Source organism: Pseudomonas sp. MYb118 (assembly GCF_040947875.1).
Classification (GTDB): domain Bacteria; phylum Pseudomonadota; class Gammaproteobacteria; order Pseudomonadales; family Pseudomonadaceae; genus Aquipseudomonas.
Genome location: NZ_JBFRXN010000001.1, coordinates 949,740 through 972,125 on the forward strand (window position 1 = coordinate 949,740; position 22,386 = coordinate 972,125).

Consider the following 22,386-nt stretch of genomic DNA (forward strand, 5'->3'; position numbering starts at 1 on the left):
TTGGTGTTTACCTGTGGGAGCGAGCCTGCTCGCGATGGGTTCGAAAACACCGCAGGACATCAGGGGGCCGCGTTAGTGCCTCACTCCACCGCCTCAACCACCCCCTGATCCTCACCCAGGAACCCGCCACTCTGGTGTTGCCACAACCGTGCATAGGTGCCGCCGTTTTTCGCCAGCAGTTCGGCGTGGGTGCCTTGTTCGATGATGCGGCCTTCGTCCATGACGATCAGGCGATCCATCGCCGCGATGGTCGACAGGCGGTGGGCGATGGCGATCACGGTCTTGCCTTGCATCATTTCGTCGAGGCTTTCCTGGATGGCCACTTCGACTTCCGAGTCGAGGGCGCTGGTGGCTTCGTCCAGCAGCAGGATCGGCGCATTCTTGAGCATCACCCGGGCGATGGCGATCCGTTGGCGCTGGCCGCCGGACAGCTTGATTCCGCGTTCACCCACCAGGGTGTCGTAACCGCTGTGGCCTTGCGGGTCGGTCAGTTGGTTGATGAAACCGTCGGCCTGGGCGTTGAAGGCAGCCCGGCGGATCTGTTCGTCGGTGGCGTCCGGGCGACCGTAGGCGATGTTGTCGCGAATGGAGCGGTGCAGCAGCGACGTGTCCTGGGTGACCATGCCGATGGTGCTGCGCAGGCTGTCCTGGGTGACCTTGGCAATGTTCTGCCCGTCGATGCGAATCTCGCCGCTGTCCACATCGTAGAAGCGCAGCAGCAGGTTGATCAGCGTGGATTTGCCGGCACCGGAACGGCCCACCAGGCCGATTTTCTCGCCCGGGCGGATGTGCAGGCTCAGGCCATCGAGCACCTGGCGTTCGCCGTTGTAGTTGAAACGCACGTTGTCGAAGCTCACGGCGCCGCCTGACGGCACCAGCACTCCGGCGTCCGGCGCATCCTGCACCTTGGGGCCCTGGGTCAGGGTGGCCATGCCATCCTGCACGGTGCCGATGCTTTCGAACAGCGAGGTCATCTGCCACATGATCCAGTGCGACATGCCGTTGATGCGCAAGGCCATGGCGGTAATCGCCGCCACGGCACCGGCGCCGACTTCGCCCAGGTGCCAGAGCCACAAGGCATAACCGCCGGCGCCCATGATCAACCCGACCACCAGCGCCTGGTTGACGATCTCGAACTGGCTGACCAGGCGCATCTGGCGAAAACCGGTCTGCTTGAAATCTTCCATGGCCGCGCGGGCGAAATGCGCCTCACGCTTGGAGTGCGAGAACAGTTTCACCGTGGTGATGTTGGTGTAGGCGTCCGAAACGCGCCCGGTCATGGACGACCGCGCATGGGCCTGTTCCTGGCCGACCTTGCCCAGGCGCGGCACGAAATACAGCATCGCCAGCCCGAACATCGCGACCCAGATCACGAACGGCAGCATCAGCTTCAGAGCGAAGCCGCCGGCCAGGGCGATGATCGCGATGAAGTAAACGCCAATGCCGGGTAGGATTTCGATAAGGGTGAACAGCACCTCGCGGACCGCCAGCGCCGTCTGCATCACCTTGGTGGTGACCCGGCCGGAGAACTCATCGGAGAAGAACGACAGGCTCTGGCGCAGCATCAACCGGTGGAAATCCCAGCGCAGCCGCAGTGGCAGGTTGATCGCCAGGATCTGGTGCTGAACCATGGTGCGCAGTGCCACCAGCCCGATGCTGGTGATCAGGACGATGCCGATACCCCACAGCACGCGGGTTTCCTCGCCGCTCACTTCGCCGCCGGTTTTCCAGGTGGCCAGCAGGTCGACGACTTGCCCGAGGAAGGCAAACAACCAGGCCTCATAGATCGACACACTGGCACTGAGCAGGGCGAACGCCAGGATATAACCGCGAGCGCCGCGGGTGCAGGCCCACAGAAACCGCGCCAGCCCGACCGGGGGCGGTGGCAGTTCATCGGGTGGAAAAGGGTCGAGTCTTCGTTCAAACACACGAAGCATTAGGGGCCTCCTGAAGGGTCAAGTGAGGGAATTCTGCCATTTATCGAAGGCTTTGCGGTTTTGAAACGTGAATGGGTGGCGTCGTTCACCGGCAAACACGAGCGTCCCATCGTTCGCGCAGCGCAGGGATCACCTCGTCCACCGATACGCCCGTCACCTGCGGCGGGTCAGGTCGCTCACAGAACTCTCGCCACACATACAGCAGCAGTTCGGCACCATCGGTCGCGGGCTGTGGACTGTGGGTCGAGCCGAAGGTTTGCAGCAGCCTGTACCGCTCGTCACTCCAGAACAGCGTTTCCACCCATTGATGGATGGGGACGAAATGAAAGTGGGTGGAGTGACCGGCGTCATGCCCGAAACGGCCGATGTACAGTCGTTTGGGCTGCAAATGATCTTCGAGGACCGCCTGGATCTGTGCCTGCAGTACACCCAGTTCGGCGAGTGCCTCCGGCGGCAGTTGCGCCAGGTTGTTGGTCATCTGCCGGGCACTGAGCATCAGGTAGCCGGGCAGGGCGCTGTCCATGCGGTGGTTGATGATCCAGTGACGCGTCTGATGAATGATGAAGCGAGGCGGGATGTCCATATATCTGCCTTGAAAGAACCTCGGCGCAGGGTAGCAAGTTGACGGGGTAATGTCCGCACCTGGCCACCCCTGCGGCAAAGATCAAGCCTGAGTCGTGTGCATCCGGTGGTGCTCCACCAGGAAATCGACGAACACCCGCACCCGCGCCGGTATGGCGGCGCCGCCGACGAACACCACGTGAATCGGTTCGCGGTCGCCGGGGTTCCAGTCTTCGAGCAAGGCCACCAGCTCGCCGCGTTGCAGTTCTTCCTCCACCGTGAACCGGCCGATGCGCGCAATGCCGGCGCCCAGGCAGGCCATCTGCGCCAGCGCTTCGCCGCTGCTGCAGGCGATGCTGCCGTTGATCTTCAGGGACAACGCCTCGCCGTTGCGAGCGAAGGGCCAGTCGGGCTGGGCGCGGCGGAAGTTGAAGCGCAGGCAGTTGTGGTGCAGCAGGTCTTGCGGTTCCTGCGGGGTGCCGTGACGTTGCAGATAGGCCGGGGAGGCCACCACCACCTGGCCGGTTTCGCCGATCCGCCGCGCCGTCAGCGGGCTGTCGGGCAGGTGACCGAAGCGCACCGCCACGTCGGCCTGGCCGGCGAGGATGTCGACCACTTCGTCGCCGAGGGTGAGGTCGACCACGATGTTCGGGTAGCGGGCAGTGAACGCCGTCACCAGCGGCACGACGGCCATGCGCCCGTGGCCGAGGGCGGCGCTCACGCGCAAGCGGCCCTGGGGCACGCCCTGGTCGGCGATGGCTTCCTCGACTTCCGCCATGTCTGCGAGGATGCGCCGGGCGCCGCGCAAGTACGCCTCGCCCTCGGCGGTGAAGGTCAGCGCCCGGGTCGTGCGCAGCAGCAGGCGGGTGCCGAGGCGCTGTTCGGTGCGCGTGATGACCCGGCTGACGGCCGAGGGGGTCAGCCCCAGCACACGGGCTGCCGCTGACAGGCTGCCTTGCTCGGCCACTGTGACGTACACGGTCATTTCACCGGATCTGCCGTTGAAGTCCATTTGTGCCTCTTGCGCAAAGGTGTTTGCCGAAAAGGCCGTCTTCTGGCCTTGGGAAACACATTGTAACCTTTGCCGCATAAATGAGGACCTTGCCATGCGTATAAATCCACCCCTTGTAGCACTCGCCACCGGCGCCTTCGGCATCGGTGTCACTGAATTCGCCCCGATGGGCATGTTGCCCGGCATCGCTGCCGATCTGGGCGTTTCCATTCCTGCCGCCGGCCTTCTGGTCAGCGCCTATGCCCTGGGGGTGCTGCTCGGCGCGCCCCTGATGACCCTGACCACCGGCAAGATTCCCCGGCGCCAGCTGCTGATCGGGCTGATGGCGATCTTCACCCTGGGTAACCTGATGTCCGCCATGGCCACCGATTACTACAGCCTGCTGATCGCCCGCGTCGTCACCTCGCTCAACCACGGCGCGTTCTTTGGCGTCGGCTCCATCGTCGCCGCCAGCGTGGTCGCGCCGGACAAACGCGCCGGAGCGGTGGCCGCGATGTTCATGGGCCTGACCCTGGCAACCATTGGCGGTGTGCCGCTGGCCGCCTGGATGGGGGAAATGCTCGGCTGGCGCACCGCGTTCTGGGGCATCGCCGGATTGGGCGTGATCACCATGGTCGCGTTGTGGTTCGCCTTGCCCAACCTGCCTCTGCCGAAAAGCGGCGGGGTGCTCGCCGAGATTCGTGTGTTGGGCCGCGGCCCGGTACTGGCGGCGCTGGCGTTGACCGTCGTCGGTTCGGGTGCGATGTTCACCGTCTTCACCTACATTGCGCCGATTCTCAGCAGTGAAACCCACGCGTCCACGACCTTCATCACTGCCATGCTGGTGCTGTTCGGCGTGGGGCTGACCTTGGGCAACATGTGGGGTGGCAAGGCGGCAGACCGCTCGATCGACCGCACCCTGATCGTCTCGCTGAGCGTGCTGATCGCAGTGCTGCTGGCCTTCACCGTCCTGATGCGTTGGCCACTGGCTGCCGCCGTGAGCATCCTGGTCTGGGGCATCGCCAGCTTCGCCTTGGTGCCGCCGCTGCAAATGCGCGTGATGGAAGCCGCCAAGGACGCGCCTAACCTGGCCTCGGCGGTGAACATCGGCGCGTTCAACTTCGGCAATGCGATTGGTGCGGCGCTGGGCGGTGCAGTGATCAACGCAGGCCTGGGTTACCCGGCGATCTCCCTGGCGGGCGCCGCGATGGCGGCGCTGGGGCTGCTGATGGTGCTGGTGTTTGCCAGCCGGTCCAGAGCGGTCAAGGTGGCGACGGCGTAAGAACGCCAATCGTTCCAGCCAACGACCACAGGTCGCTGGCTGGAATTGCGTCACTTGCGAAAGATTTTGCTGATGACACTGCCGGTGCGGACATCCACTCGACAATCAAACCCCGAAAAATTGCCCACCACCAGCGGCTCCTCGCTGATGAGCTGCGTATAGGCGCCAGTGCCGCCAAGGGCAACATCTGCGACACGCCAGAGCTGCTCCCCTGTGGTGACCGAGTAACCAAACAGGTTTCTCGCCGGAGCATCCTTTGGGAACACCATGTAGTCGTAGATCACCACGACGATGCCCGAGATTTCGTGAGCCTCAAGAACCGGATAAGCCGCGGCGATGCTTCCTTGGGAGTGGGTTATCAGGCTGGATGCGACAGTGAGTTTCATGTCAGGCCGGAAGGTTGATAGAGGTCAATTGTGCTGATCACGCCACGGCACAATACATTCATTTGCCTGGGGCTGCTCCCATCAGTCTTTGACTGGCGATCAAAAAACCGCACAATGGCCGGCTTTTCTCGGGACTGGACGGTCATGCAACGGATTGTAATTTTGGGCAATGCCGGTAGTGGAAAATCCACGCTCGCCCGCGCCCTGGGCAAACGCCTCGGGCTACCCGTGGTGCATCTGGACAGGCTTTTTTGGGAGCCAGGCTGGGTCGAGCCGGACGCCGAGCAGTTTCGCGCGCGCGTCAGCGAAGCGGTTGCGGCGAATACCTGGGTTTGCGAAGGCAACTATGCAAGGCGCACTTTCGATCTGCGCCTGCCACGGGCCGACCTGATCATTTGGCTCGATACGCCGCGGCTGACCTGTTTCACCCGAGTGATCATCCGCAGTGTCATGAACCGTCCGCGTTCCGATCTTGCAGCAGGTTGCACGGAAAAGCTCGATCGAGCGTTCCTGACCTTCCTGAAATTCGTCTGGAATTTTGACCGTGACTACCGCCCCGGTATTGACAGGGTGCGGCAAGCCATTGGCCCACAGGTGCCGACGATGCACTTGCGAGGACGTCGACAGATCGACGCATTTTTAGGCAGTTTGCCCGCGACACCGGAAACTTGCCTTGAGTAGATTTTCGACGGTACCGAGCAGCTTGAGTATTGATGTCGAGGTTGGCGGTGCCCGCTATAGAGCGGGTGCTACGATGAGGGGAATGGAATAGCCGTCACTGAGCCGCGTGTTCAGAACTCGGACAAGGAATGTAGGTCTCGTATGCGTCACTTCCCACTGCGATTGGCAATGTGTTTGCGCCTACTTGGAGACTACTGACCGTGTACTCCTGACCTCCGGTTTTACGAATGAATGCCGCTGATTCGCCCTGCAGGAAGGGTTGACCGTTGTCCGTCAGCAGCTTGATCACTTTGGTTCGGAACGACGGGTTGTTCGCGGGGCCTTCCAGGTAAGGGATCAGCGATATGGCAAGTTGCTTTGTAAATACCGTGAAGGTTTGCCCATTACCATCGCTGATGCAGCTCACATCTTGAGTGGTAAGCATGCCTTTTTGCACATATTTGCCATTTTCATAATCCACCAGCAACAAGCTCTTTTGAGTGAGGATGCCTATGCCAGGGGTGTACTTCAGCGCAGCAGAACGCCCAGGGATCCTGTGCCAACTGAAACTCATAGTCGATGTATCGACGACCTCTTCCAATTTCAGATCGTGTTTGATCTTTTGCCTCGCCTCTGGCGTCTTATGCTCAATGCTGGCGCAGGCGGTGATGAACACGGCGACAGCTGCGATGAAGATGTGACGAAGCATCGTTGTTCCTTGTTTAATTCAACGTCACATCGCTGAATTTCAGCATCAGTGACTCATCGTTGTTATCCCGGAAACTGAGCTTGATAGCTGGGGCCTTGTTCAGCTTGCTGCTGCTTTGTTGAAATTTCAGTGTCACCCGTGTCGGCACGTTCCTGACCAATTGGAACGCCCTGTAATAAGCGTCATCCACCTGACCGACGCGTACCGACTCGAGTTTGAGTGGGCCGCCCGTCTCGTCGAACAGGAAGGTGCCATCGTTAAACCGAAAACCTCGATCAATATTCAGGTTGGTCAACTCGAAAGTGCAGGTCGGCAAGCGACCTATGTTTTCGCAATCGAGCAATTCGATGCGCACGTTATCCAATACTTCTAACCGTTTGCCGAGCAGGTTGGTGCCTTCGTTTTCGACGACTTTTGATTGCAGCTTGGCGAATTCGAAAGAAGGCTTGGCGTATTCGGTGCCCAGGATAAAGAAGCCGAGTGAAAGAATGATCAGCATGAAGAACTGAAGCGTTCCTCTGAGGATTGGCGTGAGGTTACGGATTTGCCAGCCGATGGAAACGGAGCTCAAAAATAAAAAGGTACCGACTACCAACACCACACTTTTCCAGCTGATGAAGGTGAAACCGAATGCGCTTGGGTCGGGTACGGCGTAGGTGATCAATGCCCATAACCCACTGAGTACAACGCCGAGTCCGGCCATGCCGCGGGTGATCAGCGATGTGATTTTGTGGGTCCGAGTCATGGGTGCGAGTACATCCTGCTGAGGCATCAACGTTGCCAACTCCCTGTTTTTTAAGCCAGATCAGCGGTCCTGAAAAGTGGCAGGCCGTTGCAAAAAATATCCCTGGGATGCCAGGCAGAGGGTAATTGTGGCACGTTGCCAGTATTAAGTCATCGTGCGAGGTGGGAGCTTGAAAAGGCCGCTGGAGGAGGCGAAAGGGTAGTAGTGCCCGTCGTATGGGCACTACTCACAGGGGAAAGGCTTACACGTCGGCTTACCAGTTGTAACTCAACTTGGCAGTAATCTCGCGACCCGGGTTGTAGAAGTTCGCCGTACCGGAGCCGACCACGTGTTGCTCGTCGAGCAGGTTGCTGACGTTCACAGCCAGGTCGGTGCCCTTGGCGATCTTGTAGTTGAAGGCGGCGTCGAACAGCGTGGTGCCATCGCTCTTGTCGGTGTTGGCAGCATCGAAGTAGTAAGCGCCGACGTAACGCGCGCCCAGGCCGACGCTCACGTCGGTGCCAGGCACATCGTAGTAGCTCCACAGCGAGGCGGAGTGCTTGGGTGCCGTGGCGAACTCGTTGCCCTTGAGGGAGCTGCCGTTGCGCAATGAACCGCGTAAAACGTCGGACTCCATGTAGGAGTAGCCGCCAATCAGGCTGAGGTTCTGCGTGACCTGCGCCTTGGCCTCGAGGTCCAGGCCGCGCACCCGCGACTCGCCCACGGTCTGCTGCTCGATGATGCCGCTCGGCAGTACCACGGCGATGGTGACGTTTTCCTGGGTCAGGTCATACACGGCTGCCGAGAACAGCGCGTCCATGCTCATGGGCGAGTACTTCACGCCGATTTCGTATTGCTTGCCGGTCTGCGGTGTTACGCCAACCTGGGGCGGCGACACCGATTCCACCATGCTCACGTAGGTGGACACCTCATCGTTGACGATGTAGGTCAGCGCGCCGCGGTAAGAGGTTTCCGAGAAGTTGTCCTTTTCGTTGGTTTGCAAGCCTTTGCTGGTCAGGTCCATGGAGTCGTTGCGCACGCCGCCGGTGAGGATGAAGCGCTCGTAGAACGACAGGTTCTGCTGAAGGAATACCGCCTTGGTTTTCGCGTCTCGCTTGTCGACAGCATACGGTGCGATGGAGCGTGAAACGCCAGTGAATACCGGGTTGGCGAGGTCAATCGAGGTCGTTGGGCTGTAGATCGAGCTTTGCTTGGTCGTCGAATCGAGATACTCCACGCCCACCAGGCTGCTGCTGTCGATGTTCTCGAAGCGGGCATCGTATTGCAGCATCAGGTTGCCGTTGAACTGGTCGGCTTCGGTGTCCGTGCCGAACTGATAGCGGTCAAGCGTGGTGCCGACACGCGATGCACTGTCGCTGAGGTACACGTAGCCAAAGTCATCGGTCAGCGTGCTGTAACGCATGTTGCTGCGCAGCACGAAACCGTTGTCGAAGTCATGGGTGACGTTGCCGCTGAGGCTGGTGCGTTCGACATCGTGGAAGTTATAGCTGGGCTCGCCATAAAACTTGCTGCGGTCGTATTCCTTGTCCAGCGGATAACCACCGCTGTTGGGCGAACTTTCGGTTTTCAGGTAATCCAGCACCACGGTGGCCGAGGTGAAGTCCGTGGGCGCCCAGGTCAGGCCACCCATGAACAACTGGTTATCGTCCTGGGAGTGATCGTACTCGCGATCGCTGTTCTGCCCTTTGGCGGTAAAGCGGCCGGCCAGGGTTTTTTCGTCGTTGAGCGCGTCGCCCACGTCGATGCCCGTCTCGACATGGTTGAAGGAACCGTAGGTCACATAGCCCTGACCGAATTTCTCGAAACGCGGCTGTTTGGTCACGAAGTTCACCGAGCCACCTGGGTCGGCCGGGCCAAATAGGGTGGAGTTGGCGCCACGCAGAATTTCGATGCGCTCATAGGTGAACGGATCTTCACGCACGCCGCGCATCGAACTCAGGGTCAGGCCGTCACGGTAGGTGGTGGCCTGGAAGCCGCGGATCTGGAAGTAGTCGTTGCGGTCGTCCGTGCCATAAAAATCGCTGATCACGCCCGGCGTGTATTGCAACGCCTCTTCGGTGGTGCTGACGCTGCGTTGTTCCATTTCCTTGCGGGTCACCACCGACACGGAGGCGGGGGTGTTGAGAATGCTGGTTGCCACCTTGCCGCCGACCCAGAGTTCCTTGGCGACCACCGAGTTGACGTCGTCGTCGGCACTGACCTTGACCTTGGCGTTGATGATCAGCGGCGCGAGGCGGTAGTTCTCGCTGTCACCTGCGCCGAGGTCGAGCGGGGCAGGGGCTGGCACCAGCAGGTAGGCATTCGGGCCTTGTTGCTCGGCCTGCAATTCGCTGCCCTGCAACAAAGACGACAGCGCAGTCTGGGTGTCGAGCGCGCCGTTCACCCCTTGAGTGGTGCGGTTCGCCACGCTTGCCGCATCGAAGGAAAGGCTGATGCCGGCCTCACGCGCAAAGCGGTCGAGCGCCGGTGCCAGCGGACCGGCCGCGATGTTCCATTGCTGGAGCTGATTGCTCGGAGCAGCGCTCGAAGAAGCGGCCTGCGAGGGCAGTGTATAGCTGCTGACGATCAGGCCCAGCATCGCGACCTGTAAGGCACGATTTAATGGATGGCGCTGTGAAACCGGGGACAAACTCATTTTCTCGCTCCGTGGAAGGTTATTGGCTGACTGGCCTGTTTTGCGGCCTTCCTTACAGGTCGAACGAGAATGAGAAATCACCTCATTATTTTTTGCAGACAAGCGAACGAACTCAGCCGTGGGCGCTCAACGTCACCCAGTAACGGGTCCGGTAATCAATGCGCAGGCGCAGGGATTGCGCGACCAGGGCCAGCACCTGATCGTTGTCGGCGAGCTGATAGGTACCGGAAACCCGAAGGTCTGCCACCTCGTCGGCGCAGCGCAATACGCCGGGGCGATAGCGTGACAACTCGGCGATAAAATCACCGAGGCGCATGTTGCGCGCGCTGATCACCCCGTCACCCCAGCTCCAGACGTCCAGGCCGTTATCCGTTAACTTACGGGGGCCGCTTGAGGTGAACAGCAGCGGCTTCGTGGCCTGGACACCGAGGCTGGCGCTGTCAGGGGGTTGCCTGTCTCCGGGGAAGACCGTGGCCGCGCCACCCTGAACCGCCAGCAGGGTGCCGTCGTCACGCTCGTGCGCCAGCAGACGGGTGCTCTGGGCGCGGATCATGCCGTTGCGTGTCTGCACCCAGAAGGGGCGCTGATCGGCGCCGACATTCACGATGATTTCCCCGCGGCGCAGAATGATCAGGCGCCGCCGGGCGTCGAAATCGCTGTCGACGGCACTGTCGCTGTTGAGCTGGACCAGGCTGCCGTCGTCGAGCTCGAAGCGGCGTCGTTCGCCGGTGTCACTGTGCTGCTGTGCCATCAGGGCCGGCAGCGGTGTGTAATCCCGACCGAGCCAGGCTGCAGCGCCCACCGTGGCCAGCACGCCCAACAGTTTGAGGCTTTCGCGGCGACGCAGGCCGCGCTGGGTACCGTTGAGGGTTTGCCTGGCCAATTGCGCGGGAATACCGGCGAAATCATCCCCCAGCGTGGCCACCCGTTGCCACGCCAAGCCATGTTCCGGGCGTTGTTGCAGCCAGTGCTCGAATGCGCGCCGGGCCTGCTCATCGGCCTGATTGAAGCGCAGACGCACCAGCCACTGGATCGCCTGGTCGACCACGGCCGGGTCCAGCGCTTGCGACTCAGGCCTCGACATAACGCAAGCGATAGCAGTGTTGCAGGGCCTGGGCCAGGTCGCGCTCCACGGTGGCGCGGGAAACACCGAGGTTCTCGGCGATTTTGGCGCAGGTCAAACCGTCGAGCTGGGCAAACAGAAATGCCTGGCGAACCCTCGGTTTGAGCTGGTCGAGCATGCGGTCGATGCGCTCGAGCGCATCAAGAATCATCAGCCGGCTTTCTGCCGAGGGCACCTCCTGCTCCGGCAGCAGCGCGATGCTCTCCAGATAGGCGCGTTCGAGTTCGCGGCGACGATACTGGTCGATCATCAGCCCGCGGGCGATGCTGCTCAGATAAGCGCGGGGTTCACGCAGGGGGCTTGATTGACGGGATTTGAGCACGCGCACGAAGGTGTCTTGCGCCAGGTCGGCGGCGTTTTCGCGACAGCCAATGCGGCGGCTGAGCCAACCGTGTAACCACGAGTGGTGGGTGCGATAGAGCAGCCCCAGATCGGCAGTAGCCAGTGAATCGTCGCTGCGCATCGCCATCCCGAAAGTACATGATTGATAATTACTCTCATTCTACTCACGGGATGGGGGTCAGGTAAATGGGACTATCGGTCGCGCTTGGGCAACTTCCAGTTCGGCCGGATGAAATGGCAGGTGTAGCCATTGGGAATGCGCTCCAGATAATCCTGATGTTCAGGCTCCGCTTCCCAGAATGGCCCCGCCGGTTCGATTTCAGTCACCACCCGACCTGGCCACAACTTCGAGGCATCGACGTCGGCGGCGGTGTCTTCGGCGATGTCGCGCTGCTCCTCATTCAAGTAGTAGATCGCCGAGCGATAGCTGGGGCCCAGGTCGTTGCCCTGACGGTTGGGGGTGCTCGGGTCGTGGATCTGGAAGAAGAACTCGAGAATCTGCCGATAGCTGATCACCGCCGGGTCGAAGACGATCTCGATGGCTTCGGCGTGGGTGCCGTGGTTGCGGTAAGTGGCGTTGGGCACATCGCCGCCGCTGTAGCCGACGCGTGTGTTCAGCACGCCAGGGTAGCGGCGCAGCAGGTCCTGCATGCCCCAGAAGCAGCCGCCGGCAAGGATGGCGGTTTGTGTTTGGCTGGTCATGATCTGTCGTTCCTCTCGGGAGCGGTGGGTATGGCCCTTGTTATGAGGGCGGCCTGGCCGATTCCAAGGGGCGGATGACAGAACCGGATAGCCAGAACGGCCTTCAGCGCCCGCTGATCGGTGGAATCGCTCCGCCGGTCGCCTGAACCTCCCGTTTGCGCTTCGAGGTTCAAACTGTCACGTGCGACTCTGCACGGAGGCGTACGACAATGAGCACCAACCTGATAAGCGCCATGACCGCAGCGCTACTGGCTGTAGCCTGCATGACGGCGCTCGCTGACGCAGCAAAACAGCCCAACGTGAGCGAACCTTCTGCCGCCCAGGCCCTGACCGTCTCGGCTCCAGTAGCCGATGTCGAGGAAGGCGATTCCGGATACATCCAGGCAGTGGGAAGAAGTGCTTCACATTCGATGCATCCCAACGCGCCAGTGCCTGCCGAGCAACTGGCTGACGATGAAGGAGGGGTGTTACGGCAAACGGCAGAAGAATGATCCCCTGCGCCTTGCATTAGAGGGATCACCGCTTTGAAACGCACGAAGCCCGCCGCCATGAACGGCCGATGCTGTGGTGATGATCACCCGGCATGGCACCCAACCACTGGGTTTGGTGGGCTTCGAGCACTGGCGCCTGGCAATTCGAATCGACACCACGTGCGCCGTACCTCGCCAGGAATCACATTCTTTGGCCGATCCTTGATGGAATCCTTGAAAACACCGGGTATACAGTGTTGCCACGCCTGGCGACCGATCCTGGCGCGCACCTTCTCGAATAACAAAAAAGGAAACCACCATGAAAGGTTACTGGATCATTTTCGGATCGACCGTCACCGACGCGGCCGCCCAGCAGGAATATGGGCGCTTGTGGGGGCCGATCGCCGAGCAATACGGCGCGAAACTGAAAGCCCTGGACCCGGCGGCGTTGCTGGAGTCGCATACCAGCAGTCGTGTGGTTGCTGTTGAGTTTCCCAGCTATGCCTTGGCGAAAGCCTGTTATGACGACCCGGCTTACGTGGAGGCGAAGGCTTTTGCGTTAAGGGCCGCGCGGCGGGAAATGATCGTGATCGAGGGGGACTTGGGGGATTGAGGTGTGTTAATGGTGGGTGTTAGTTGGCGGTTATCGAATGGAAACCGTCACGCGAACGAGGTTTTTACCTGACCGGTATGAGGTATTAAAAACAGCTATGACGCTCTCCATAGGCGACTTCATAAAACTGATCCACGTCGATATTGCGAAGGCATCGTATGTTGACTGGATAAACTCTCGTGATGCGGCGCCAGGGGATATCGCAGTCGTCAAGGAAACCTTCAGTAGCGAGTCCGGGCTCATCGTCCGTTTGGAATGCGAGTCTCGCCCAGGCTTTCACGTATGGGGCGCCATATTTCATGAGGCAGATTTGACCTATGAACTGTTGCCCGTTAAACCGATTCACGATGACGAGCTTCAACATCCTCTTCGGGCTGAAGATTGCTGACTTTTGCGGAAGGTACCCATCGGCTGGCCTGACCGTATCGTTGATTTCGCCTACTATTGATTGGCGTGAAATGTCCTGATTTCGTCTGCCTCAGGCATTTCTGGCACTGTGCAGCATGGCTAACCTCGTAACCTCCTAAACCGCTGAGGAATGCCATAATGTCCGCCCAGAAAACTGCACTCATTGTCATCGACGTACAAGAGTCGTTTCGCGCTGCTCCATACTGGAACGAAGATAGCTTGCCGACCTTCCTCTCTCACCTGCAACCGTTGATAGACGGCGCGAAAGCCGCAGGCATTCCTGTACTTCAGGTCTTCCATGCGGAGGGCACAGGACCGTTCTCCGAGGCATCCGGCCTCGTCAAAACCATGGAGCCGCTCAACATTGCGCCCGACGCAATCTTCAAGAAGCCCCGTCACAGTGCACTGGTGGGTTCGGGACTCGACGTGTGGCTGAATACTCACGGCATTCGCCGGGTCATCATCTCGGGTATCCGCACAGAACAGTGCTGTGAAACCACCGCGCGACACGCTTACGACTTGGGCTACAACGTCGATTTCGTCAGCGAGGCGACATTGACTTTCCCAATGACCGACGAGGCCGGTCGTGAATGGAGCGCTGACGAACTGCATGCCCGTACCAAACTGGTGCTGAGTGGTCGCTTCGTAAGAGTTGCCACCGTCAAGGAGGCACTGGCGGGGGCGGCAGAGGCATTGCCGAGCCCAGGAGGCACAGCAGTCGCATGAGTAACGGTGCGCGGCATCCGGTTTTGATCGAGGTCATCGTCGTTGTACCACCGAGTGTCCTGCTGCTTGATATAGCAGGGCCTATCGAGGTGCTTCGAAAGGCTAATCTCGAGCAGGATGCCGTGCACTACCGGGTGCGCTACGTTGGGGCGCGACCTTCGGTCAAGAGTTCGATCGGGTTGGGTATAGATGGCATCGAACCGCTGCCCGATCACTTGCCCAGCGGCGCCCTGGTGGTACTGCCCGGGACATCTGAGCAAATACTGGACAGCACCTCCTATCTTCTTGACAACACATGCGATGGGCCTGGGGAAGAGGCAGATTCCGCCACCCACGAAGCCGCAATTACCGATTGGCTCAGAAGGATCATCAAACCGGGCATTCGCTTGGTATCAATTTGTTCTGGGGCTCTTGTAGCCGCACGGGCCGGCCTCCTGGACGGGCACGACTGCACGACGCATCATTTGTGCGTCGCCGAACTCTCCAGCGCTGCTCCCTTGGCTCAGGTGAAGGAAAATCGGCTCTACGTGGAGGATGGCGAGCGGCTCACCAGCGCTGGTATCACGGCAGGCATTGATTTGATGCTGCATATCGTGACTCAGCATACCGGCCATTGCGTTGCGCTTGCGGTTGCTCGATACCTCGTTGTCTATCTGCGCCGTGCCGGTGCCGATCCGCAGCTTTCACCTTGGCTCGAAGGCCGTAGTCATATCCATCCCACTGTACATCGCGCACAAGATGCCATTGTTGCTGAGCCAACGCGAGAATGGTCGGTCGAGATACTGGCGCATGTCATAGGAGCGAGTTCACGCAATCTTTCCAGGCTGTTCAACGCTCATACCGGTATGAGCGTCTCGGAATACATCAATCGCATGCGCGTGGCATTGGCCCGAGAGTTGATAAGCGGCTCGCAGCTTGATATTGAGACTGTGGCCGAGCGCGCCGGTTTTGGTTCGGCGCGTCAATTGCGTCGGGTATGGGCGCGTTTTTATAAGGTGCCGCCTAGTCAGATGCGCGATGTTGGAGCTTTCACGCATTAATCGGTGCCCGGGCATTGCGCCTGACTCATACCCTGGAACCATCGAGTTTTGCCTGCCGGCTACTGCGCCGCAGCTCTTGTGGCGTGCGTCCGACCACACGCATGAAACTGCGAAGCATGTGATCGGCATCGCCGAATCCGCAGCGCCTGGCTATCCCCTCGAACGGCTGGTTGCTGTCCTCAACCAACGGCCGTGCCGATTCAATACGTAGACGTTCGACCGCTTTGGAGGGCGTCACTCCAATAGCCGCAGCAAATACGCGGCTAAACTGGCGCACGCTCATATTGGCAACGTCGGCCAGACGTTCAACGGGCAAATCTTCATGCAGGTGATCGCGCGCATACGTGAGCACCGCACGGATTCGGTCCGAGCCCGGGTCAAAGTCCAGCAACGAAGAAAACTGGTACTGCCCCCCTGGCCGCTGATAATAAACCACCAGCATGCGCGCGACGGACCGCGACACTTCCTTGCCCAGGTCTTGCTCAATCATGGCCAGGGTCATATCGATACCCGCCGACATGCCCGCGGACGTCCAGACATTGCCGTCTTCGGTCCAGATTCTGTCGCCATTGACCTGCAGCAACGGGTATCGCGCTTGCAACTGCGGCGCATAGTTCCAGTGGGTGGTGGCCACGCGGCCATCGAGCAGACCGCTCTCGGCAAGCAAAAAGGCGCCCGTACACACACTCGCCGTGCGACGTGAGTTCGCGGATATCTGCCGTATGATCGCGGCCAATGAGGGCATCCTGTCATCGATCGGCGCGGTTGGCGCGCCGACGATGATGAGCGTATCGAAGCGCTCGACAGCCTGTATCGCTTCAGTTGCAATTTGCAGCCCACTCGACGCATCGATCAATCCTCCCTCCAGTGAGGCAATGGTGAATCGATAGCTGGAGGGGCGTCCAAGATTGGCGTTACTGAAGGCTTCGAGCGGGCCGCTCAGATCAAGCAGGACAAAGCCTGAGTAAACCAGAAAACAGATATGACGCTGCATGAACGAAACGCCCGAAGTCCGAGTGATGGCGTCATGGTACGCGGTTGCCACCTCTAAGGTCATCACAGTTGTCATGCCGCTGGCACACGCCAGGTGCCGCGCTTCTTGTCCGAAAGCCAAGGAAAAATGTCCATTGCGCCGGGACCTCGCGACGTACCTTGAATGCACCCAAACATGCATGAGGACTTGCAAATGACCTTCAACATTCGTCCCGGTAAATTTTTCGCCTGCGCCCCGTTGCTGGCCGCATTACTGATGGCCCCCGGCATGGGCCACGCCGTCGAAGACCCGTACGCTGACCCGGTCAAGCCGGCGCTCCCGGCCTCCACTTTCGAGTGGGATTCCAGTCGCACCGCTTTGGTGGTGATCGACCCGCAGATCGACTTCATGAGTAAAGACGGTGCCGGCTGGGCGGTCTTCGGTCAGAGTGTCACCGAGCAAAAACTGGTGCCGCACCTGAGCCAACTGTTCAAAGCGTTCAAGCAGGCCGGAGCAACCGTAGCCATCTCACCCCACTACTACTATCCCCACGATCACAAATGGGAGTTTGAGGCGCCAGCAGAGTCCGTCCAGCACAAGCTCGGGCTGTTCGATCGCAAAGGTGCCTTGACGCTCGATGGGTTCCGTAACTCGGGGGCCGATTTCATGCAGGAGTTCAAGCCCTTCATCGAAGACGGCAAGACCATCATCGCCTCACCACACAAGTTGTACGGACCGCAAAGCAACGACCTGATGCTGCAATTGCGCAAACAGCGCATCGACAAAATCGTCCTGGCCGGCATGGCCTCCAACCTGTGTGTTGAGTCGCACCTTCGCGAGTTCCTCGAACGGGGCTTTGAAGTCATCGTCGTGCGTGACGCGGTGGCCGGACCGAAGCTGCCTGACGGCGACGGATACGGTAGCGCGTTGGTCAACTTTCGCTATATCGCCAACGGTGTGATGACTACCGACGAAGTGGTGAAAAAACTCGAAGGGCGGTAATCCTGATAAAGAATGTTCACACCCACGTTCACATCCATATACGGGAGCTCTAGCAGCTCCCGTGTTGGTTGGCTAACAGAGAATGAAGGTCGGCACGCCATGCCGCACCAGGTAAGCGGGGCTTGCGCACAGAACGCGGGGATTGGGCGTCAGCGAACGAGCCACTAAAGCGGAATCGCGCAGGCTCGCGATGCGGATTGCTACGTCGATGCCCAGGCTGACGATGTCTACGATGCTGTCGGAGAGGTGAAGATCTACTTGCAGAGCAGGATGTTCGGCCAGTATTTGTGGGATGAGCGGCATGATGACGGCCTGGCCGAACACCGTCAGAGCCGTCACTTTCAGTACACCGCTGGCCGTTCCTGTGTTCGCCTTCAAAGTGACTTTCGCCGCCTCGCTCGCGCCAATCAGCGTCTTGGCAACTGGTAGGAAAACGTCCCCTTCAGGCGTGAGCGAAATCGAGCGCGTGGTGCGGTGCACCAATCGAACTTGCAGCTCATTCTCAAGGGAGGCCAGCCGCCGTGAAACGGTCATGGGGGACAGCCCTGGTCGTCGAGCAGCCCCCGAGAGGCTGCCGCTTTCAGCAATCGTCGCGAACACCTCGACGTCCAAGGTTGTCATTTATGTGGTCTCCCGCAACTCCTGGGAATACACACTCAGTCAAACGGTTAGCGCGGCAGCGCACATCAGCCCGCCAATGATGCCTACGTGTTCGAGGGCAATCTGAAACTCCTCCATTTTCTTCGGCGGCTCAAGCTTCCAGAACGCATGCCCGAGCGGAATGGATAACAGCGTGAAAACACCCAGGGCGCCGGCGCCTAACCATCCCAGATCGGCAGCATTGGTGATCAGGAGGGCTGAGCCTGCCAGCTCTGTCGTCACCATCAGCATCACGATCAACTTTGGTGCTGGAAGCCCATAGCCTTTGATGGTCTGCACCATCAGGTTGAACTTGACGATGCCGAACACTCCCGCCACCCAAAAGAACGACGTCAGGATGATGCGAGCCATCAGCTCGAATGCGGGGCTCAGTAGCAGTTCGTGAATAAGTGTCGGCATGGCAGATCAGGTCCATCAGCATGGGCGGCGCACGGGTTGGGCCGCGACCTGATAAGCTTATTTTATCGAATACCCCCTGTTTACTCGCATTCCAAGGAGCCGTCCCTTCGATGCCCACGACCTCTCTCGAGCCCCGCAAAATGCCGCAGCAAGCCCGAGCGCGGGCAACCCATGTCGCGATTTTGCAGAGCGCTACTCAGCTTCTCTCGGCATCTGAACTGGACGATTTCAACACCAATGCGATCGCAGAACGCGCCGGTACGAGTATCGGCACGTTTTATCAGTACTTCCCGAACAAGGAGGCCGTGTTACTCACGCTCATACGTGAACAGAAGGCTGAAATGTTTACCAACATTGGCAACGCGATGCGCGATGCGTCCGGATGTTCACTCGAGGGGGCCGTGCGCCTTTTGATTCGCGGCAGGCTCAAGCACTTGCGCGACAACCAGCACGTCGCCTGGATACTCGGTCAACAGGAACTGCTTTTGCCTATACCAGAGGTCAAGGCTGAATACCTGGAGGAGGGCATCCAGTTGTTCAGCCGTGGCCTTGATCATTGGGGGCATGCGGTAAAAGGGATCGACGTGCAGAGAGCTGCAAAAACGATCCCGGCCATGGTGCGCGGGATCATGGAGAGCTGGATACGCGAGCCTTCGCATTACCTGGATATCGCGGAGGAGGAGGCCGTGGACAGCGTTCTCGGTTATCTCCATCGTCAGCGGCGCAGCGCGTCGCGCAGCATTGAAGGAATGTCGCGAGAGTAGACGTTGGATCGTGTCGATCGGTAGCTAACAGTCAGAAGCGGTCATTGCGCCGCAATGGTATCGTCCACTTCTTTTCCAAGGCTTTTGAGAAGTCATGAATAGAGCCAAGTCCTCAATCTGGGCCGTTGCTCCCGAGTTAGGCATCCCTGAATCACCCGCTCTTCTGGTTGAGTCGGGCAACCTTTGGCTCGCTTACTTCCAGGCTTTAAACGAAAGCCTTGCGATTGTGCGATTTTCCGGGCTCATTGATCATCGTCTCATGCCTATAGGGGACGAGGGGTTAGGACGCCACCCCTATGTGCTTGCCGGCCTTCAGCCTTACTCGTTCAACGAACTTATTGGCTCAGAAGAAACCGTCAGCCGCCCCTATTCAAATGCTAGACATTGGGTCATTACGTTTAAAGACGAGACTCTTGATGTGATTGCGCGAACTGGTGAGGTCATGGCTTCGGGATTAGCTTTCGCATCGCCACTTGAGGCCTTGCTCACATTTCAACGCTCACGAGTTACAAACGGCTTTCCCAACGACTGACGTGTTCTCTGGGTTGATTTCAGGCGGTAGGGAAAGGCAGAAATCGGCCATGAGCAGTCGCTCACAGAAGGCAGCTTTCGACCCAAAGCTGCCGCTCAGTAGCGGCAGATTTCGATCCTTGTCTGCCTCAAAAAAAAGCGAAACCAAGCGTCGCTCCTGGAGGCGCATTCTCCCTGGCCATCGATCTCTCGCAGTGTAAATTACCCTTGCTTTTGCGGTCGTAAATACTGGATTGAAACCGATGGCCCTGGTTCACCACGGAGCGTGCGAACGTCAGAAGTTGTACTTGATACCCGTCATAATGTTTCTTGGAGCACCGTACATTCCGTGGTCGCCCGCATAGCTGAGGTAATCGCGGTCAAACACGTTGTTCAAATTGACCGACGCACTCAGATGTTGGTTGAAGTCGTAGCGAGCCAAGAGGTTTGTGACGGCGTAGCTGCCCTGAGTGAAGGTGTGCAGGTCGGCACCGGTTTTACTCTGCCAGTTCACACCGCCGCCAATGGTGACCTTATCCAGGACCCCCGGCAGGCGATAACTGGTGAAGGTCTTGAGACTGTGGCGGGGCAGGGTAGTAACGATACGTTGGTCGTCAGCGTCGGTGCTGACCGCGTAGGCATAGCCGGCGGAGGCCTGCCAGCCTTCGGCCAGTTCGCCATCCAGCGTGAACTCAGCACCTTTGGTGGTGGTGCCTTGTTCGGACTTATAGGTGTTGCCACCTGGGGTATCGATCCAGATCGCCAGGTTGTCTTGCTCGATCTTGAACAGTGCAACGCTGGAGTTCAGCTTGCCGTCGAAGTGGCTCCCCTTGATGCCGACTTCGTAGCCGGTGCCTTCCATGGGGTCCAGGGGTTTGTTGTTGATGTCGCGAACCCAGGACGACTGCGGGTTGAAGATTTTCGTATAGCTGGCATACAGCGACCAGGTGTCGTTGACGTCGTAGACCACGCCGGCATAAGGAATGTAGACGCCGGTTTCCGATTCCTTGGTCTTGGTTTGCGCTGCGCCATACGGCTTATCTTCGATGTCGCGATGCCAGTCAACCAGGCGGCTACCCAACAAGATACTCAGATTGTCCGTGGCATGCAGGCGCGTAGCAAGATAGGCGGAATATTGGGTTTCGTCGGTGGTGGATTTGCCTGTGACGTTGAATTCCGGTTTCGCGGAGTCGCCGTTCCAGTTCAACAGGTTGTCGATCGCGCCGGCCGGAGAGCCGGAATAGTCATATTTCCAGCCGCCGTAGGCTGGAACGTTCTCGTAGTAGTTGGACAGGGTCACACCGGCGATCAGCTCGTGCTCACGCCCCAACAGGCCGAACGGGCCGGTCAGGTAGGCGTCGATGTTGTTCTGGCGCGGGATACCGGAGAAGCGCACAGGCAACTGAGTGGTGCCGCTACCATCAGGGTTGAGGCTGCCGTTGACGTAGTTGAAGACCTCGTCGAACTTGTTTTCGGAGTGGCTCAGTTCGATCTTCCCGCTCCAGCCATTGGCGAACTGCTGTTCGATCGAGGTGAAAAAGCTGGTTTGTTCATGGTCGTTGTATGACCAGGTCTGAGCCGAATTGAGCGAGCGTTTGAGGTTGGTGCGAGAGCCGTCGGTGAAGCGGGTCGGCAGGCCGGAGCGCATGGGCGAATCAACGTCCGTACGTTGATAACTGAAGCCCATGGTCAGCAGGGTGTCTTCAGTCAGGTCAAACTCGGTAATGCCGTAGATCAGTTGCGAGTCCTGCTTGTAACGGTCGACCCAGGACTGCTCGGTCTTGAAGTCGGCGACCAGGCGACCGCGTACGTTGCCGGTTTCGGTCAGCGGGCCGGAGACATCAAAGCCGGTCCCGTAGCGGTCCCAATTACCGGCTTCGGCCCAGACGCTGGCCTGAGCTTCGGCGGTCGGACGCTTGCGGATCAGGTTGATCGTCGCTGAAGGACTGCCCAGGCCGCTGATCAGGCCGGTCGCACCGCGCACCACCTCCACACGGTCATACATGGCCATGCTCTGGGTGTAATTGTCCATGCGCTTGACGGTGGGCACACCATTGATTTCAAAGTTCTGAATCTCGAAGCCGCGCGAGAAGTAACCGTCGGATTCGGCACCCAGCCCGTCGCGCAATACGATGATGCCCGGTGTCGCATCGAGGGTGTCGCTGAGGTTGGTCAGGCGCTGGTCATCCAGGCGCTGGCGGGTCATGACCGTCAGCGATTGCGGGGTTTGCTGGGGTGTCAGGTTCAGGCGGGTCGAGCTGCTGGATGAATAGGTGGTGTAGAGCCCGGTGCCCTCTGTCGTCGACCCGGGCGCTTTGCCGGAAATGGAAATGGCCTGAAGCTCCAGATCCGTGGAGGCCGGCGCTGGCTGCAGGGTGTAACGCCCATCCGGCTGGCGAACCGCGATGAGCTGGCTGCCCTCAAGCAGCGCCTGTAAAGCAGCGTCGACCGTGTAGTCGCCACTCAAGCCGGGGCTGTTCTGGCCGGCAATCAAGTCATTGGGAAACGACAACAGCAAATGGGCCTGCTGGCCCAGTTGATTGAGCGCAGTGCCCAGTGGCGCCGGGGCAATTTCAAAGTGTTGCACGCGGCTGTCGGCGGCGGCCCACACGGGCGATGAAGTGGCGATCACAACCGCTGCGGCGCACCCCAGGGTGGTGACGAGCGAGGTGGCGGAGTACGACGAAACACTGCGGTGATGCATGTGAAGTTTCCCGATGATTTTTGATGTATGGCCTATGAGTCTCG

General features: G+C 59.5%; 23 protein-coding genes and 1 pseudogene. 10 read left to right on the forward strand and 14 right to left on the reverse strand.

What is annotated here, in order from left to right; all coding sequences use genetic code 11:
- Positions 1-80: 80 nt before the first annotated feature.
- From ABVN20_RS04490 to ABVN20_RS04500, 3 genes are all read right to left on the reverse strand, one after another.
- Positions 81-1,937 carry an ABC transporter ATP-binding protein gene (locus tag ABVN20_RS04490; protein ID WP_368554291.1) on the reverse strand — a complete coding sequence of 619 codons (1,857 nt, stop codon included), beginning with the start codon at positions 1,935-1,937 and terminating at the stop codon, positions 81-83.
- Positions 1,938-2,022: 85 nt separating this feature from the next.
- Complete coding sequence (locus tag ABVN20_RS04495) at positions 2,023-2,520, reverse strand: HIT family protein (protein WP_368554292.1); 498 nt, start codon at positions 2,518-2,520, stop codon at positions 2,023-2,025.
- Positions 2,521-2,601: 81 nt separating this feature from the next.
- The gene (locus tag ABVN20_RS04500; protein WP_368554293.1) at positions 2,602-3,510 is read right to left on the reverse strand and encodes a LysR family transcriptional regulator; all 909 of its coding nucleotides are present in this window, start codon (positions 3,508-3,510) and stop codon (positions 2,602-2,604) included.
- Between the two features lie 94 nt (positions 3,511-3,604).
- Here ABVN20_RS04500 and ABVN20_RS04505 point away from each other — a divergent pair, with 94 nt between their 5' ends.
- Positions 3,605-4,771 (forward strand): MFS transporter, encoded by a 1,167-nt coding sequence (locus ABVN20_RS04505; RefSeq protein WP_368554294.1) that lies wholly within the window; start codon positions 3,605-3,607, stop codon positions 4,769-4,771.
- Positions 4,772-4,821: 50 nt separating this feature from the next.
- Here ABVN20_RS04505 and ABVN20_RS04510 read toward each other — a convergent pair whose 3' ends face one another.
- Positions 4,822-5,157, reverse strand: a complete 336-nt coding sequence (locus ABVN20_RS04510; protein ID WP_368554295.1) for a hypothetical protein — start codon at positions 5,155-5,157, stop codon at positions 4,822-4,824.
- 144 nt (positions 5,158-5,301) lie between these two features.
- Here ABVN20_RS04510 and ABVN20_RS04515 point away from each other — a divergent pair, with 144 nt between their 5' ends.
- A complete protein-coding gene (locus tag ABVN20_RS04515) occupies positions 5,302-5,838 on the forward strand; it encodes an AAA family ATPase (RefSeq protein WP_368554563.1) in 537 nt (178 codons plus the stop codon).
- A gap of 94 nt (positions 5,839-5,932) precedes the next feature.
- On the opposite strand, the gene ABVN20_RS04520 is transcribed toward ABVN20_RS04515, so the two are convergent.
- From ABVN20_RS04520 to msrA, 6 genes are all read right to left on the reverse strand, one after another.
- Complete coding sequence (locus ABVN20_RS04520; RefSeq protein WP_368554296.1) at positions 5,933-6,526, reverse strand: hypothetical protein; 594 nt, start codon at positions 6,524-6,526, stop codon at positions 5,933-5,935.
- A gap of 13 nt (positions 6,527-6,539) precedes the next feature.
- A complete protein-coding gene (locus ABVN20_RS04525; protein ID WP_368554297.1) occupies positions 6,540-7,271 on the reverse strand; it encodes a hypothetical protein in 732 nt (243 codons plus the stop codon).
- A 253-nt stretch (positions 7,272-7,524) separates the two neighbouring features.
- Positions 7,525-9,906: a TonB-dependent siderophore receptor gene (locus ABVN20_RS04530; RefSeq protein WP_368554298.1), complete on the reverse strand. Its 2,382-nt coding sequence runs from the start codon at positions 9,904-9,906 to the stop codon at positions 7,525-7,527.
- 112 nt (positions 9,907-10,018) lie between these two features.
- Entirely contained in the window at positions 10,019-10,990 is a 972-nt protein-coding gene (locus ABVN20_RS04535) for a FecR domain-containing protein (protein WP_368554299.1), read from the reverse strand.
- Entirely contained in the window at positions 10,977-11,492 is a 516-nt protein-coding gene (locus tag ABVN20_RS04540; RefSeq protein ID WP_368554300.1) for a sigma-70 family RNA polymerase sigma factor, read from the reverse strand. Before ABVN20_RS04540 ends, ABVN20_RS04535 begins: the two co-directional genes overlap by 14 nt.
- A gap of 71 nt (positions 11,493-11,563) precedes the next feature.
- A complete protein-coding gene (gene msrA / locus ABVN20_RS04545) occupies positions 11,564-12,073 on the reverse strand; it encodes a peptide-methionine (S)-S-oxide reductase MsrA (RefSeq protein ID WP_368554301.1) in 510 nt (169 codons plus the stop codon).
- A gap of 209 nt (positions 12,074-12,282) precedes the next feature.
- Between msrA and ABVN20_RS04550 the strand changes: the two genes are divergently transcribed.
- From ABVN20_RS04550 to ABVN20_RS04570, 5 genes are all read left to right on the forward strand, one after another.
- Positions 12,283-12,564, forward strand: a complete 282-nt coding sequence (locus ABVN20_RS04550) for a hypothetical protein (protein ID WP_368554302.1) — start codon at positions 12,283-12,285, stop codon at positions 12,562-12,564.
- A gap of 298 nt (positions 12,565-12,862) precedes the next feature.
- Positions 12,863-13,156 (forward strand): DUF1330 domain-containing protein, encoded by a 294-nt coding sequence (locus tag ABVN20_RS04555; protein ID WP_368554303.1) that lies wholly within the window; start codon positions 12,863-12,865, stop codon positions 13,154-13,156.
- Positions 13,157-13,193: 37 nt separating this feature from the next.
- Entirely contained in the window at positions 13,194-13,544 is a 351-nt protein-coding gene (locus ABVN20_RS04560) for a hypothetical protein (RefSeq protein ID WP_368554304.1), read from the forward strand.
- Positions 13,545-13,702: 158 nt separating this feature from the next.
- Complete coding sequence (locus tag ABVN20_RS04565) at positions 13,703-14,290, forward strand: isochorismatase family protein (protein ID WP_368554305.1); 588 nt, start codon at positions 13,703-13,705, stop codon at positions 14,288-14,290.
- Entirely contained in the window at positions 14,287-15,330 is a 1,044-nt protein-coding gene (locus ABVN20_RS04570) for a GlxA family transcriptional regulator (protein WP_368554306.1), read from the forward strand. Before ABVN20_RS04565 ends, ABVN20_RS04570 begins: the two co-directional genes overlap by 4 nt.
- 25 nt (positions 15,331-15,355) lie before the next feature.
- Here the strand turns inward: ABVN20_RS04570 and ABVN20_RS04575 are convergent, their stop codons facing one another.
- Positions 15,356-16,444 carry a GlxA family transcriptional regulator gene (locus tag ABVN20_RS04575; RefSeq protein WP_368554307.1) on the reverse strand — a complete coding sequence of 363 codons (1,089 nt, stop codon included), beginning with the start codon at positions 16,442-16,444 and terminating at the stop codon, positions 15,356-15,358.
- A 72-nt stretch (positions 16,445-16,516) separates the two neighbouring features.
- On the opposite strand from ABVN20_RS04575, the gene ABVN20_RS04580 reads away from it, so the two are divergent.
- The gene (locus ABVN20_RS04580) at positions 16,517-17,305 is read left to right on the forward strand and encodes a cysteine hydrolase (RefSeq protein WP_368554308.1); all 789 of its coding nucleotides are present in this window, start codon (positions 16,517-16,519) and stop codon (positions 17,303-17,305) included.
- A gap of 81 nt (positions 17,306-17,386) precedes the next feature.
- Here the strand turns inward: ABVN20_RS04580 and ABVN20_RS04585 are convergent.
- Together ABVN20_RS04585 and ABVN20_RS04590 are read right to left on the reverse strand one after the other, a co-directional pair.
- A pseudogene (locus tag ABVN20_RS04585) lies at positions 17,387-17,926 on the reverse strand (LysR family transcriptional regulator); the annotation flags it as partial.
- 39 nt (positions 17,927-17,965) lie between these two features.
- Positions 17,966-18,364, reverse strand: coding sequence for a DoxX family protein (locus tag ABVN20_RS04590; protein WP_368554309.1), 399 nt, complete (start codon positions 18,362-18,364; stop codon positions 17,966-17,968).
- A 140-nt stretch (positions 18,365-18,504) separates the two neighbouring features.
- On the opposite strand from ABVN20_RS04590, the gene ABVN20_RS04595 reads away from it, so the two are divergent.
- Complete coding sequence (locus ABVN20_RS04595) at positions 18,505-19,128, forward strand: TetR/AcrR family transcriptional regulator (RefSeq protein WP_368554310.1); 624 nt, start codon at positions 18,505-18,507, stop codon at positions 19,126-19,128.
- Positions 19,129-19,222: 94 nt separating this feature from the next.
- Positions 19,223-19,660 carry a hypothetical protein gene (locus ABVN20_RS04600; protein WP_368554311.1) on the forward strand — a complete coding sequence of 146 codons (438 nt, stop codon included), beginning with the start codon at positions 19,223-19,225 and terminating at the stop codon, positions 19,658-19,660.
- Between the two features lie 273 nt (positions 19,661-19,933).
- Here ABVN20_RS04600 and ABVN20_RS04605 read toward each other — a convergent pair whose 3' ends face one another.
- Positions 19,934-22,342 carry a TonB-dependent siderophore receptor gene (locus tag ABVN20_RS04605; protein ID WP_368554312.1) on the reverse strand — a complete coding sequence of 803 codons (2,409 nt, stop codon included), beginning with the start codon at positions 22,340-22,342 and terminating at the stop codon, positions 19,934-19,936.
- Positions 22,343-22,386 lie beyond the last annotated feature (44 nt).

What these genes read in the sequence shown, in the direction of transcription:
- ABVN20_RS04495 (WP_368554292.1), bottom strand. Translation starts at nt 2,520, where the DNA reads ATGGACATCCCGCCTCGCTTCATCATTCATCAGACGCGTCACTGGATC.
- ABVN20_RS04515 (WP_368554563.1), top strand. Translation starts at nt 5,302, where the DNA reads ATGCAACGGATTGTAATTTTGGGCAATGCCGGTAGTGGAAAATCCACG.
- ABVN20_RS04530 (WP_368554298.1), bottom strand. Translation starts at nt 9,906, where the DNA reads ATGAGTTTGTCCCCGGTTTCACAGCGCCATCCATTAAATCGTGCCTTA.
- ABVN20_RS04525 (WP_368554297.1), bottom strand. Translation starts at nt 7,271, where the DNA reads ATGACTCGGACCCACAAAATCACATCGCTGATCACCCGCGGCATGGCC.
- ABVN20_RS04550 (WP_368554302.1), top strand. Translation starts at nt 12,283, where the DNA reads ATGAGCACCAACCTGATAAGCGCCATGACCGCAGCGCTACTGGCTGTA.
- ABVN20_RS04510 (WP_368554295.1), bottom strand. Translation starts at nt 5,157, where the DNA reads ATGAAACTCACTGTCGCATCCAGCCTGATAACCCACTCCCAAGGAAGC.
- ABVN20_RS04560 (WP_368554304.1), top strand. Translation starts at nt 13,194, where the DNA reads ATGGAAACCGTCACGCGAACGAGGTTTTTACCTGACCGGTATGAGGTA.
- ABVN20_RS04565 (WP_368554305.1), top strand. Translation starts at nt 13,703, where the DNA reads ATGTCCGCCCAGAAAACTGCACTCATTGTCATCGACGTACAAGAGTCG.
- ABVN20_RS04540 (WP_368554300.1), bottom strand. Translation starts at nt 11,492, where the DNA reads ATGCGCAGCGACGATTCACTGGCTACTGCCGATCTGGGGCTGCTCTAT.
- ABVN20_RS04580 (WP_368554308.1), top strand. Translation starts at nt 16,517, where the DNA reads ATGACCTTCAACATTCGTCCCGGTAAATTTTTCGCCTGCGCCCCGTTG.
- ABVN20_RS04490 (WP_368554291.1), bottom strand. Translation starts at nt 1,937, where the DNA reads ATGCTTCGTGTGTTTGAACGAAGACTCGACCCTTTTCCACCCGATGAA.
- msrA (WP_368554301.1), bottom strand. Translation starts at nt 12,073, where the DNA reads ATGACCAGCCAAACACAAACCGCCATCCTTGCCGGCGGCTGCTTCTGG.
- ABVN20_RS04535 (WP_368554299.1), bottom strand. Translation starts at nt 10,990, where the DNA reads ATGTCGAGGCCTGAGTCGCAAGCGCTGGACCCGGCCGTGGTCGACCAG.
- ABVN20_RS04605 (WP_368554312.1), bottom strand. Translation starts at nt 22,342, where the DNA reads ATGCATCACCGCAGTGTTTCGTCGTACTCCGCCACCTCGCTCGTCACC.
- ABVN20_RS04590 (WP_368554309.1), bottom strand. Translation starts at nt 18,364, where the DNA reads ATGCCGACACTTATTCACGAACTGCTACTGAGCCCCGCATTCGAGCTG.
- ABVN20_RS04500 (WP_368554293.1), bottom strand. Translation starts at nt 3,510, where the DNA reads ATGGACTTCAACGGCAGATCCGGTGAAATGACCGTGTACGTCACAGTG.
- ABVN20_RS04520 (WP_368554296.1), bottom strand. Translation starts at nt 6,526, where the DNA reads ATGCTTCGTCACATCTTCATCGCAGCTGTCGCCGTGTTCATCACCGCC.
- ABVN20_RS04555 (WP_368554303.1), top strand. Translation starts at nt 12,863, where the DNA reads ATGAAAGGTTACTGGATCATTTTCGGATCGACCGTCACCGACGCGGCC.
- ABVN20_RS04600 (WP_368554311.1), top strand. Translation starts at nt 19,223, where the DNA reads ATGAATAGAGCCAAGTCCTCAATCTGGGCCGTTGCTCCCGAGTTAGGC.
- ABVN20_RS04570 (WP_368554306.1), top strand. Translation starts at nt 14,287, where the DNA reads ATGAGTAACGGTGCGCGGCATCCGGTTTTGATCGAGGTCATCGTCGTT.
- ABVN20_RS04505 (WP_368554294.1), top strand. Translation starts at nt 3,605, where the DNA reads ATGCGTATAAATCCACCCCTTGTAGCACTCGCCACCGGCGCCTTCGGC.
- ABVN20_RS04595 (WP_368554310.1), top strand. Translation starts at nt 18,505, where the DNA reads ATGCCGCAGCAAGCCCGAGCGCGGGCAACCCATGTCGCGATTTTGCAG.